Source organism: Acrocarpospora macrocephala (assembly GCF_009687865.1).
Lineage (GTDB): Bacteria > Actinomycetota > Actinomycetes > Streptosporangiales > Streptosporangiaceae > Acrocarpospora > Acrocarpospora macrocephala.
Map to the genome: position 1 here is coordinate 37,797 of NZ_BLAE01000055.1, position 12,480 is coordinate 50,276.

The following is a 12,480-nucleotide window of genomic DNA, read 5'->3' on the forward strand; positions in this document are numbered from 1 at the left end:
TACCGAGGGCGAAAGCGAGTATGCCGAAAACGGCCATGGTCCAGCCCGAAGATGATCGGGGCACGAGCGCTCCAATGGGTGTAGCCTCAGCGATGATCTCTGGGGGTGCATTCCACCACAAACTGTCAGGGACGGTATGCGTACTCGACCCATCCGGTTCCAGGTTGTGATCCTGGTCGTTCCCGCACTGGTCGCACTGATCGCCCTCTGGGCGTTCGCCGCCGGTATCACTGGCGTGGACGGCATGCGGCTCCTCCAGATCAACTCGCTGGTCAACGCGATCGCCACGCCCTCCGAGCAGGTGGTGATCGAGCTCCAGCACGAGCGCCTGCTCACGGTCGCCGGCAGCCCGCTGGAAAAGCAGCGCGCCCAGACCGACGCCGCCGTCGGCACCTTCCGGAAGCTGGCCGGCGACCTGGAGGTCGACGAGAAGCTCAAACCCCACGTGACCGCGGTCTTCGACGAGCTCGACGGCCTGGACGAGATCCGCGCCCAGGCCGACCAGGGCGACACCCGGCTGCACGTGATCGAGGCCTACAACGGAATCGTGGACGTCACCTTCCGGATGTACGACACGATGATCCTGGTCCCCGACACCGGCATCTACCGCCAGGCCCGCGCGGTCACCTCGCTCGGCCAGGCCAAGGAGCTGCTGGCCCGCCAGCGCGCCCTGATCGTCGGCGGCCTCGACCCGGCCGCCCGCGCCGCGTTCAACCAGGCCTCCGCCACCCGCCGCTTCCAGTACGGCAAGGCCCTGGCCGAACTCGACGCCGAACTCGCCGCGCCGTACGCGCCCACCCAGGCCCAGGCCAACTTCCTGGCCCTGGAGGACAAGGTCGCGGCCGGCACCGCACCCCCGGACGCCCAGGTGGTCGTGGACCTCTACTGGACCGAGGTGGAGCGCAACCAGGTCGCCTCGGTGGACCGCCTGGTGGCCCGGGTCACCCCGGCCGCCATCGGCGTGCTGCTGCGGGTGGGCCTGGCGGGCGGCCTAGGCCTGGTCGCCATCGTGATGACCGTGATCATCTGCGTCCGGTTCACCCGCCGCCTGACCCGCGAGCTCACCCAGCTCCGCACCGCCGCGCTCAACCTGGCCCACGTGCGGCTGCCGCGCGCCGTCGACCAGCTCCAGCAGGGCCAGGAGATCGAGGAGCCCGGCGAGGTCCCGGCCATGCCGGACGCCATCCTGGAGATCGAGCACGTCGGCAAGGCCCTCAACACGGTGCAGAGCACCGCCATCGAGGCCGCCGCCGGCCAGGTGCGGCTGCGCAAGGGCGTCGGCATGGTCTTCCTCAACCTGGCCAGGCGCAGCCAGTCGCTGCTGCACAAGCAGCTCACCCAGTTGGACACGATGGAGCGCCGCGAGGAGGATCCGGAGGCCCTGGAGGACCTGTTCCGCCTGGACCACCTGACCACCCGCATGCGCCGCCACGCGGAGAACCTGATCATCCTCTCCGACGCGGTCCCGGGCCGGGGCTGGCGCAAGCCGGTCCCGATCGTGGACGTGGTCCGCGGCGCGCTCGCCGAGGTGGAGGACTACGGGCGGGTGACCGTGCTGCCGATGCCGTCGGTGTCGCTGTCGGGGGCTGCGGTCGCGGACGTGATCCACCTGATCGCCGAGTTGCTGGAGAATGCGACGATCTTCTCGCCGCCGTACACGAAGGTCTACGTGCGGGCCGAGCCCGGGCGCGGCGGGGTGGTCGTGGAGGTGGAGGACCGGGGTCTGGGCATGAACGGCGCCGAGTTCGCGGCCATGAACGAGCGTCTGGCCGGGCCGATGGAGTTCGATCTCGCCGACAGCGACCGGCTCGGCCTGTTCGTGGTGGGCCGCCTCGCCCACCGCAACCAGATCACGGTGAGCCTGCGCCCGTCCCCCTATGGCGGCACCACCGGGATCGTGGTCATCCCCGAGTCGCTGATCGAACGCCCCGCGGCCATCGACGCCTGAAGGCCTCGTACCGGGTACGAGGCCTTCAGGGCGGGTCAGACGAGTGCGGGTTCCCTCGGCGGGGACGCGACTTCGTCGTCGTCGCCGTGCGAGAGAGCCGGAAGCCAGCCGAGCCAGCGCGGCAGATACCAGTTCCAGTCGCCGAGCAGCTTCATGGTGGCCGGGAGCAGGATCGCCCGGACGATGGTGGCGTCGATCAGGATCGCCACGGCCAGGCCGATGCCCATCTGCATGAAGGACAGCAGGGAGAGGGTGGCGAAGACCGCGAAGACGGCGACCATGATGAGCGCGGCGCTGGTCACCACGCCCGCCGTGCTGGTGATGCCGTGCCGGATGGCGTCCTCGGTGCGCATGCCCTTGTCGTACGCCTCCCGGATCCGACTCAGGATGAAGACGTGGTAGTCCATCGAGAGGCCGAAGAGGATCACGAACAGGAACAGCGGGAGCCAGTCGGTGATGGTTCCGGTGGACTGGAAGCCGAGGAGGCTCTCGCCGTACCCGTCCTGGAAGACCAGGACGAGCACGCCGTAGGCGGCGGCGACGGAGAGCAGGTTGAGCACGATGGCCTTGATCGCGACCACCAGGGAGCGGAAGGACATCAGCAGGAGCAGGAAGGCCAGCAGGAGCACGAACCCGAAGACCAGCGGGAGGGTCCTGACCATCTGGTCGTTGAAGTCCATCGAACCGGCCGTGCTGCCGGTCACGTTGGCGCCGGGGAGGGTGGCCGGGATGACCTTCTCCCGCAGCGTGTGGATGGCGTGCTCGGACACCTCGTCGGTGCCGCTGCCCTTGATCGCGATATCAATCCGCGCCACCGTTTTGTCCGGATTTATCGTGACACTGAAGGGTTCGTTGGCTTCGCCGGTCGCGAAGGCCTCGCGTTTGAAGTTCTCGATCGCGGACGTCACCGCCGGGGTGGTCACGTCGGCGGCCTTGACCACGACCACGGCCGGCTCGTTGCCGCCGGGGAACGCCTTCTCGATCGACTTGAACGTCTCCGCGATGGCGTAGTCGCCCTGCAAGTCGTCGATCGTGGTCGGGCCCGGCTTGAGGCCGAGCGCGGGAACCGCCAGCGCGATCAGCAGCCCGCCGGCGACCACGATCGCCAGCACCGGGTGCCGCAGCACCGGGCTCAGCACCGCGTGCCAGAACCGGCTCTCGCCGCCGCGCACGCCCAGGATGCGCCGCCATGTCACGCGCCCCCGCGTCGCGACCCGGACGGTGCCATGGACGACCCGAGCGTCGATCTTGTCGCCGATCAGGGAGAGCAACGCGGGCAGCACGGTCAGCGAGCCGACCACCGCGGTCAGCACGACCAGGATCGTGCCTTCGGCGAAGCCCATGAAGACGCCGTTGCCGGTCAGGAACATCCCGGCCATGGCCACGATGACCGTGATGCCGGAGACCAGCACCGCCCGGCCGGAGGTGGCCGCAGCGATCTCGATGGCCCGGCGCTTGTCCCGGCCCTTCGCCCGCTCCTCACGCTCCCGCATGATGTAGAAGAGCGAGTAGTCCACCCCGACGGCCAGGCCCACCAGCAGCATCACGTTGGTGGTGGCGCTGTCCACGTGCAGCAGCTGGCTGGTCAGCGCGAGCAGGCCGGTGGCCGAGAAGATCGCGGTCATCGCCAGGGCCACCGGGATCAGCGCCGCCAGCAGCGCGCCGAAGGCGGCCAGCAGGATGCCAAGCGTGATCGGCAGCGAGAGCTGCTCGGCCCGGACGAAGTCCTGGTCGATGGCCTCGCCGATCAACTTGTTCGCGCTGGCGCCACCGGCCTGCTCGATCCGCAGGTCCGGATGGGCGGCCGCGACCTTGGCCACCGCGTCCAGCACCGGCTGCACCCGCTCGTCGGCGGTCTCCCCGTCGCCCTTCATGTCGAACTGCACGAGCGTGGTGCGCTTGTCCGCGCTGACCGGCGACGGCTCCGCGTCGTACGGCGTGCGCACGTGCTCCACCTGCCCGGTGCCGTTCACCGCCGAGGTGACCGCCGCCACCGCCGCCCGGAACTCGGCATCGTCCACCACGAGCGTGTCGCTCTGGACGAACACGACCTCGCCCGCCACGTTCTTGTAGTTCGCCTCGTCCAGAATCTGCTCCGCGACCCGGGAGTCCCCGTTGGCGCCCTCGTAGCTCCGCATCTCCCCCGTCTCGACCACACTTCCGGCGAAGGTCGCGGCGGCCACAAAGCCCACCCAGATCAGCAGCGCCCACCACCGGTGGCGGGCGCTCCAACCCCCGACCGTGGCGGCCAGGTTTCTCCGAGTTCTCATATCCGATCCCCTTTACGTTTTCTTTAAACCGTAGGAATGGATCAGTTGAGAAACATCCGCCTGAACAGCCAATTCAGGTGTACTGCCTAGGGGCTACACCTCTCGTCCGGAAGGTCTAGGGGAAAACCCGAGTATCAGGGTGGGGGATACCCCCGGCTACGCTCTTGGTCGTGATCCCCGCTGACGAGTTCTACGCCGGGCTGTATCGAGTGATCGCGGCATCCGGAGCCTTCATCACCGATCCCGCCGACCGCGTCCTGCTGGTCAAACCCAACTACCGGGACCATTGGGGGTGGCCGGGCGGGCATGTGGACGACGGCGAGGCTCCTGAGGCCGGGTGCGCTCGCGAGGTCAAGGAGGAGCTCGGGCTGGAGCTGCCGGTCGGGCGGTTGCTGACCGTGCACTGGGTGCCCGAGCTGACCGACCGGCCGTACGCGCTGGTGCACTTCATGTTCGACTGCGGCACTCTGCCCAATGGGGACAGCATCGTGCTGCAGGAGGAAGAGCTGGACGCGTATGGCTTCTTCACGGCGGAGCAGGCGGCCGAGTTGCTGCCGCCGCACCTGCTGGAGCGGTTCACGGCGAGCCAGCGGGCGCGGCGGAACTCAGAGTGCCTCTACCTGTCCGGGGGGCCTCAGAGCAGGTCAGCTTCTCGGCCGTAAACGACCAAGCTTGCAGCTCCTCCCCGTCGATGGCTTCGACGGTTCACAAATAGGGAAGCTATTCCTGTCAGGCCTGAACGCCCTACGGTTCCTGTCTAGAGCAGCTGAAGCAGGCCCATATTGCGCACGTTCGCGGGTTCGGCGAAACGCTGGACCGTCTTCAGGTCCTTGCTGAGGATGACCACCGTGTTCCGGGTCGCACCCTTGACCCGGACCGCCAGGCGGCCGTCGCGGAGGTAGATCGCGCCGATCAGGGTGCCCTTGACGGGAATGGTGAGCTTCGCGCCGCTTACCGTGTCCACCACGGTCGGCCGGAAGTGACTCGGCCAGACGCCGTCGCCGCCTTCATCGGACGGCTTGAGCGCGTGGATGATGACCTTCCGCCCGTCGGGCGAGAGGCTCTGCACGTGGTTGGCCAGCTTGATGCCGGCGGCCTTGCGGGTCTTGCCCGTGGTCACGTCCAGCAGGTGCACGCCCTGCGTGGTGCCCGCGTATCCGGCCAGGTAGCGGCCGTTCGCCGACCAGGCCAGGTGGCAGACGCCGTAGGTGCGGCCGACCTTCTTGGCGCCGGTGCCGTCGGCGTTGACCACGCCGATCGGCGCGGTGCTCTCGGTGCCGGTCATCGGGAACGCCAGCCGCTGGGAATCGGCCGACCAGACCGGCGTGGCGCACGGTGCCCCGAAGATCACATTCTTGGCGACGATCTTGTCGGTCTTGCCGGAGGTGACATGCAGCTTGCTGTTGTAGTCGACCCAGGCCACCTTCTTGCCGTCCGGCGAAGCGGAGAACTGCCCGGCGCCGTCGACGCTGGTCTTGGTGAACTTGCCCGCCAGGTAGCGGTAGATGTCGGCCTTGTCGGAGAAGCGATAGAAGACCGCTCCGGAAACGGGCGCGGTCGCGGCGGCCGCACTAACCGGGAGGACAAGAGGGGACAGCAGCGCCGCGACGGCCAAGATCCGGGTTCTCATCCACCAGATCTTGCTGGATTCCCCTCAGCACTGCCAACCAGCCACCCCGTTTATCCCGAAAAAATATAGTAAAGGTAAAGTTGTCGGTATGGCGGGGGGACGGAAGGCGCTGATTTTCTGGCTGGTCGGCGTTTTCGGGTACGCGGTGGCCGTCTTCCAACGTCAGACGCTCGGCGTGAGCGGCCTGGACGCGGCCGAACGCTTCGGTCTCGGCGCGGCCGGTCTGTCCGTGCTCGCCATGCTGCAACTGCTCGTGTACGCCGGGATGCAGATCCCGGTCGGCATCCTGGTCGACCGGCTCGGCTCCAAACGCATGCTGCTGGCCGGAGCCCTGATCATGGGCTTGGGACAGCTGGTCTTCGCCCTGTCCGCCGGGGCGCTTGGCGCGGTCGCCGCCAGGGTGCTGGTCGGCTGCGGCGACGCGATGACGTTCATCAGCGTGATCCGGATGATCAACCTCTCCTTCCCGGCCCACCGCAACCCGCTCATGGTCCAGCTCACCGGCCTGCTCGGCGCCATCGGCGGGATCGCCGCGGCCGTGCCGCTGATCACCGCCTTACACCGGTACGGCTGGACGCCCACCTTCCTCGGCGCCGCCGGATTGTGCGCGCTCGCGCTGATCGTCGTGCTGGTGGGGTTACGCGAAGGCCGTCCGGACGGTGCCGGCGAAGCCCGGGGCGTACGCGCCGCCTGGGCGGAACCGGGCACCCGCCTCGGGATGTGGACGCACGCCGCGACGCAGTCGTCGGGAGCGGCTTTCCTCCTGCTCTGGGGATACCCGTTCCTGGTCAAGGAGCAAGGTCTCAGCCCGCAGGCGGCGGGCGGCCTGATCACGGCGCTCACCGTGCTGTCCCTCGCCTACAACCCGCTGTTCGGCTGGCTGGCCGGACGTTTCCCGACCCGGCGCTCCTGGATGGTGCTGGCGATCGTCGCCAGCACGACCACGTCCTGGACGGTCGTGCTGCTGTGGCCGGGGCCCGCGCCCGGGTGGCTGCTGATCGCGCACATGGGGGTGCTGGCCGCCAACGGCCCCGGCTCGGTGATCGGCTTCGACTACGCGCGGACGTTCAACCCGGCCGAGCGCATCGGCGTGGCCACCGGCATCGTCAACGGCGGCGGCTTCCTGGTCACCGTGACCCTGCTGGGCCTGATCGGGATCGGCCTGGATGTGCACGGCGACTTCCGGCTGGCCCTGGCGGCGCAGTATCCGATCTGGGCGATCGCGATCTGGCAGCTGCTGCGCTACCGGGCTCGGGCACGGCGCCAGGCTCAGGCGGTATCGCCTGATCGCACCGGCGTGAACGGGTTGGTGAAGTGACCGGTGGCCAGCACGGTCGCGCGGTTCACCAGGGCGGTTCGCGTCTTCACGGCCAGTTCCTGGTCGTCGTCGTAGAGGTAGCGGATCGACGGGTCGGCGAGCTGGGCTTCGTGGAGCAGGGCGTCGCCGGAGATGATCAGGTCGCCGACCTCGACGATCTGATGGCCAGGAGTATGGCCGGGAGCTAGGGCGACCTTGATGCCGGGGATCGGTTCGGCTGTGCGGTGCACGATCTGGAGGGCGTCCTTGAGCGGGCGGATCACCCGGTCGCGCATCAGGCCGCCGCCCGACCAGTCGAGTTCGGTCTGCTGGATCACGTACCGGGCGTTGGGGAAGGCGGGGGCGCCGTTCACGACGGCGCCGCTGGCATGATCGCTGTGCAGGTGGGTCAGGACGACCACGTCCACGTCTTCGGGCGTCACGCCCACCGCGGCGAGTTCGGCTTCCAGTCGTCCCGGCACCGGCGCCCAGCCGGACGCGGGCGAGTCCAGGCCGCCGATCCCGGTGTCCACCAGGACCGTGCCGCCGGCCGCGCGGAGCAGGTGGCAGTGGAAGTGCAGGATCCACTCCTCGCCGTCGGCGAAGCTCCCACCAGGGAAGAGTTCGGGTAGCGGGCGGCTGATGGCGGCCCCCATCGGGCCGACGGCGTCGCAGAGCGCGACCACCTCGACCCCCGCGAAGACCCTCGGCTGGTACGGCATTACCGCACAATATCTTTGATACCGCGCGAGAACCTGATTTGGCGGTGCAGATCATTCCCGCGCCGCAAGAACGACATCGAGGCGCCGGTCGAGCGGGTACAGCGGTTGGCACTGAGCCGCAGGACATCCACCGGGTGTCGGCACCGGCGCTTGATCAGCGTGCTGAGCGGGTGATGATCGGGTAGTCGAAGTCGAGGTCGGCGGCGTAGACGGCGCGCTGGCAGCGGGCGCAACGGTAGAGGATGGGGCCCTCGTCGAGGACGGTGTGGCATCGCGGGCAACAGCGGCGGATCCTGGTCATTTCGTTCTCCTTAGTGGTGTGCCTATTGCACCCCCTGCGGCTTGCAGTCGACTTGCTGTTTTACTGAACAGGTGCTTGTCGACGTATTGGAACTGCTTCGTTGTCCGGTGTGTCAGGGGTCCTTCTCCTTGCTGCCCGAATCGGTGGTTTGTACGCATAAACATGGGTTTGACATCGCCAAACAAGGATATGTCAACCTTCTTACCGGATCGACGCGGCCGGGCACGGCCGACACTCCGGCCATGGTCGCGGCCAGGGATGATTTTCTCGCTGCCGGGTATTACGACCCGATCGCCGCCCGGCTGGCCGATCTCTGCGGGCCGGGGCAGATCGTGGGGGACGCGGGCGCGGGAACGGGGTTCTATCTCGCCAAGGCCATCAAAGGGGTCGGGCTTGCCCTGGATGTGTCCAAGCACGCGCTGAAGCGGGCCGCGCGGGCGCATCCCCGGATCGGCGCGGTCGCGGCCGATGTGTGGAAGCCGCTGCCGGTCAAGGACGATGCGCTTGACGTGCTGCTGAACGTGTTCGCGCCGCGGAATCCCGGCGAGTTCGCGCGGGTGCTCAAACCTGGGGGCATGCTGGTGACGGTCACGCCCGGACCCGATCATCTGAGCCCGCTCGTGGAGAGGCTGGGGTTGCTGCGGGTCGAGGAGGACAAGGAAGGGCGGTTGGCGGCGGCTTTGGGGGATTGGTTCGCGATAGCCGTACAGGATCGGCTGGGATTTGACTTGGAGCTTGGCCACAAGGCGGTCGCGGAGGTCGTCGGGATGGGGCCGAGCGCCTGGCATGACCGGGAAACGCGCCTGGACGCGCTTCCGGATCCGGTCACGGTGCGGGCGTCGGTGCTGATCACAGGCTGGCGACCACGGGGGTGAAACCTCGCGGTTGTGACCCTAGTGACCAGAGGGACTTTTAGCCGTAAATTCGCGCGTAACATCCCCAATTTCTGGGCCGTTCTGGAGACCGACGAGACATACTTAACGGCGGACCCCGGGAGGAATCACCGATGAAGGCCGAGGAACGCTGGCAGGCCAGGTTCCGCGCCCCACGCACGACGCTGCCGGTCTGGGCACGCCAGGCCCCCCATCACGCGGTTTATCGCTCCAACACCTCCGGAACCTGGGAGATCTACGCCTGGGACCGCGCCACCGGGCAGACCCGGCAGGTAACCAACCGTCCAAACGGGACGGCGCACGGCGACGTGGACCCGACCGGCCAGTGGATCTGGTGGTTCGCCGACACCGACGGCGACGAGTACGGCGTCTGGATCCGCCAACCCTTCGGCGGCGGCCCGGCCGAACCCGTCAACGTCTCCCCCGGCTACCCATGCGGCCTCGGGCTCGCCGCGAACGGCACGGCCGCCATCGGCCGCGCCTGCCGCAAAGGTTTCCAGGTCGTCCTCGTGCACGAGAACGAGGACCCCAAGCTCCTCTACGAGCACGACGAGTTCGCGTCCGTGGCCGGGATCTCGCTGGACGGCTCGCTGATCGCGATCAACCACAGCGAGCACGGCGACTCGCGCCACCCCGCGCTGCGCGTGCTGAAGTCCGACGGCACGGTCGTCGGCGACCTGCGCGACGGCTCCGGCAAGGGCGTGACCGGCATCAGGTTCGCGCCCGTGCTCGGCGACCGCCGCCTGCTGGTGCTGCACGAGCGGCGCGGCCGCCACGAGCCGCTGGTGTGGGATCCGGTCACCGGCGAGCAGCGCGAGATCTACCTGCGGGTGCCCGGCGAGGTCACCGCCGACTGGTATGTGGACGGGCGTTCCCTGCTCATCGTGCACAACCACCGAGGCCGCACCGAACTCCTCAAGTACGACCTGGCCGGGGGCGCCATGATGCCCATCGACACCCCGCACGGCGTGATCGACGCCGCCGTGGCCCGCCCGGACGGAACCGTCGAATACTCCTGGTCCAGCGCCGCCCAGGCCCCGGTGATCAGGTCGAGCAACGGCCATGTGGTGATCAACCCCGGCCCGACCGCGCCGCCGTCGGTGCCGCTGGAGGACATCGACGTGGAGGGGCCCGGCGGGCGCATCCACGCCCTGGTGTCCCGGCCGATCGGCACGCCGCAGCCGTACCCGACCGTGTTCCTGCTGCACGGCGGCCCGTCCGCGCAGGACGACGACTCCTTCCAGCCGCACGTGGCCGCCTGGGTGGACAGCGGCTTCGCGGTGATCCGCATCAACTACCGCGGTTCGGCCGGGTACGGCTCCGCCTGGCGTGACGCCCTGCACGGCGACATCGGCCACATCGAGCTGGCCGACGTGGCCGCCGTACGCGACTGGGTGGTCAACCGGGGCATCGCCGACCCGGAACGGCTGCTGCTGTCCGGCAGCTCGTGGGGCGGCTTCCTGACCCTGCTCGGCCTGGGCACCCAGCCCAAGGCGTGGACGGCGGGGATCGCCGCGGTCCCGATCGCCGACCACACGGCCGCCTACGAGGACGAGGCGGAGGGCCTGCGCGCCTACCACCGCGCGCTGATCGGCGGCTCCCCCGCCGAGTTCCCCGACCGCTACACGGCCTCCTCCCCGATCACCTACGCCGACATGGTCGAAGCCCCGGTGCTGGTGCTGGCCGGCGAGAACGACCCGCGCTGCCCGATCCGCCAGATCGAGAACTACCTGGACGCCCTGAGTAGCGAATACAACGTCTACCGTTACGACGCCACGCACGCCTCCCGGGTGGTGGAGGAGCGCATCAGGCAGATGCGCACCCAGATCGACTTCGCCAACCGGGTGCTGGCCCGCCCCTAGGGCGCACGTAGGACGAGGATGGCCAGGTCGTCGGCGCTCGGTTCCGGCGCGAAGTCCTGCACGGCGCGGCGGATCCGCTCGGCCACCGCCCGCGCGGACAGGTCCACGCATTCGGCCAATAACTTGGCGAGCCCGCCGTCGTCGTCGAGCAGCCGGGGGCCCGCGCGCCGCTCGGTGACCCCGTCGGTCACGCCGAGCAGCACGTCCCCGGGGCCGAGCCGGACGGCCTCGGCCTCGAACTGCACCTCGGGGAACACCCCGAGCAGGGACTGCGGGGAGGCCACGGTCTCCACCACGCCGCTCGGCCGCAGCCGCAGCGCCTCCGGGTGCCCGGCGGACACCAGCCGGAGGTCCAGGCCGCCGTGGGCCAGGGTGATCTCGCCGTGCAGCAGGGTCAGGAACCTGGCGCGGTCGCCTTCTTCGAGGATGGCCTGGTTCAGGCGGCCGACGACGGCGGCGATGCCGTACCCCTCGCGGGCGAGCAGGCGGAGGGTGTGCCTGGCCAGGCCGGTGACGGCCGCCGCCTCTGGCCCGGTGCCGCAGACGTCGCCGATGGCGAACCGCCAGACGCCGTCGGAGACCGGGAACAGGTCGTAGAAGTCGCCGCCCACCTCGTTGGTCTCGCCGGCCGGTTCGTAGATCACGGCCGAGTCCAGGCCGGGCACCTTGGGCTCCTCCAGCGGCAGCAGGCTGCGCTGCAGGGCCCGGTTGGCGGCCGCCTGCTGGGCGTACAGCCTGGCGTTGTCGAGGGCGAGGGCGCAGCGGCGGGACAGGTCCTCGGCCAGCTGCCTGACCTCGTCAGGGAACCTGTCGGGGCGCCCGAGGCACATCAGGCCCAGCCGCCGCCCGCGGGCCGTGAGCGGGAACCCCAGGGCCTGCCACCCGGCCACGTTCAGCTCCGCGGGATCGTCGCCGGCGGGCATCACCAGCCCGTCCAGCTCGGCCCGGAGCGCGTCGGTGCGGGATTCGTCGGCGTGCCACACGTAGGCGAGCTGCAGCGGCCCGCCGTGCTGCTCCGCCGTGTAGACCGAACACCACGACGCCAGCCGGGGCACCACGATCTGGGCGATGATCGCGGGCACCATGGCGGGGTTGAGCGTCCCGGCCAGCAGATCGCTGGCGTCGGCCAGGAACCCCAGCCAGCCGGGTCCGGCGACCCGTTCGGCGACCTCCTCCGTGGCGACTCCCCCGGGCAGGTCCAGCCGGGCCCACCGGGTGCGGTCCGTGCCGTGGTAGGTCACCCCCCAGTCGGGCGCGTCGATCGGCGACGACTGCTCCTGCCCGATCTCCTTGACCTCGATCTGGAGGGAGTCCCCCTTGTGCAGCCACCGCACTTCGAAGGATCCGAACGGAACCGCCGCCACGAGGGTCTCCGCCACCCGCTGCGCGTCCTCCACCATGGACATGGCGGCCCACGCGGTCAGCACCTCGTGCGTGAACCGCTTAACCTCCGGAACAGCCGTGTCCCCTGCCGCGAAAGACGCGGCCAGGACGGCACGTAGAGTGGACGTCACCCCCTCGTGCCTACCACACTTCGGGCTGACGCGGAGTCAGACA

10 protein-coding genes are annotated in these 12,480 nt (G+C 69.3%); 5 read left to right on the top strand and 5 right to left on the bottom strand.

Annotation, left to right across the window (positions count from 1 at the left end):
• Positions 1-136: 136 nt before the first annotated feature.
• Entirely contained in the window at positions 137-1,948 is a 1,812-nt protein-coding gene (locus Amac_RS38590) for a sensor histidine kinase (protein ID WP_155359373.1), read from the top strand.
• A 35-nt stretch (positions 1,949-1,983) separates the two neighbouring features.
• Here the strand turns inward: Amac_RS38590 and Amac_RS38595 are convergent, their stop codons facing one another.
• On the bottom strand, positions 1,984-4,218 hold the full coding sequence (locus Amac_RS38595; protein ID WP_155359374.1) for an MMPL family transporter: 2,235 nt from the start codon (positions 4,216-4,218) through the stop codon (positions 1,984-1,986).
• A gap of 170 nt (positions 4,219-4,388) precedes the next feature.
• Here Amac_RS38595 and Amac_RS38600 point away from each other — a divergent pair, with 170 nt between their 5' ends.
• Positions 4,389-4,880: an NUDIX domain-containing protein gene (locus tag Amac_RS38600; RefSeq protein WP_218041546.1), complete on the top strand. Its 492-nt coding sequence runs from the start codon at positions 4,389-4,391 to the stop codon at positions 4,878-4,880.
• Positions 4,881-4,975: 95 nt separating this feature from the next.
• Here the strand turns inward: Amac_RS38600 and Amac_RS38605 are convergent, their stop codons facing one another.
• The gene (locus Amac_RS38605; RefSeq protein WP_155359376.1) at positions 4,976-5,848 is read right to left on the bottom strand and encodes a TolB family protein; all 873 of its coding nucleotides are present in this window, start codon (positions 5,846-5,848) and stop codon (positions 4,976-4,978) included.
• Between the two features lie 88 nt (positions 5,849-5,936).
• Here Amac_RS38605 and Amac_RS38610 point away from each other — a divergent pair, with 88 nt between their 5' ends.
• Entirely contained in the window at positions 5,937-7,166 is a 1,230-nt protein-coding gene (locus tag Amac_RS38610; protein ID WP_155359377.1) for an MFS transporter, read from the top strand.
• Here the strand turns inward: Amac_RS38610 and Amac_RS38615 are convergent.
• Together Amac_RS38615 and Amac_RS54000 are read right to left on the bottom strand one after the other, a co-directional pair.
• A complete protein-coding gene (locus Amac_RS38615) occupies positions 7,118-7,867 on the bottom strand; it encodes an MBL fold metallo-hydrolase (RefSeq protein ID WP_155359378.1) in 750 nt (249 codons plus the stop codon). The two genes, Amac_RS38610 and Amac_RS38615, sit on opposite strands and share 49 nt — an antisense overlap.
• 154 nt (positions 7,868-8,021) lie before the next feature.
• The gene (locus Amac_RS54000) at positions 8,022-8,168 is read right to left on the bottom strand and encodes a hypothetical protein (RefSeq protein WP_170322873.1); all 147 of its coding nucleotides are present in this window, start codon (positions 8,166-8,168) and stop codon (positions 8,022-8,024) included.
• 107 nt (positions 8,169-8,275) lie between these two features.
• On the opposite strand from Amac_RS54000, the gene Amac_RS38620 reads away from it, so the two are divergent.
• The gene (locus tag Amac_RS38620; RefSeq protein ID WP_344447837.1) at positions 8,276-9,043 is read left to right on the top strand and encodes a putative RNA methyltransferase; all 768 of its coding nucleotides are present in this window, start codon (positions 8,276-8,278) and stop codon (positions 9,041-9,043) included.
• A gap of 131 nt (positions 9,044-9,174) precedes the next feature.
• The gene (locus Amac_RS38625) at positions 9,175-10,923 is read left to right on the top strand and encodes a S9 family peptidase (RefSeq protein WP_155359380.1); all 1,749 of its coding nucleotides are present in this window, start codon (positions 9,175-9,177) and stop codon (positions 10,921-10,923) included.
• On the opposite strand, the gene Amac_RS38630 is transcribed toward Amac_RS38625, so the two are convergent.
• Positions 10,920-12,437, bottom strand: a complete 1,518-nt coding sequence (locus tag Amac_RS38630) for a PP2C family protein-serine/threonine phosphatase (RefSeq protein WP_246268994.1) — start codon at positions 12,435-12,437, stop codon at positions 10,920-10,922. The two genes, Amac_RS38625 and Amac_RS38630, sit on opposite strands and share 4 nt — an antisense overlap.
• Between the last annotated feature and the right edge of the window lie 43 nt (positions 12,438-12,480).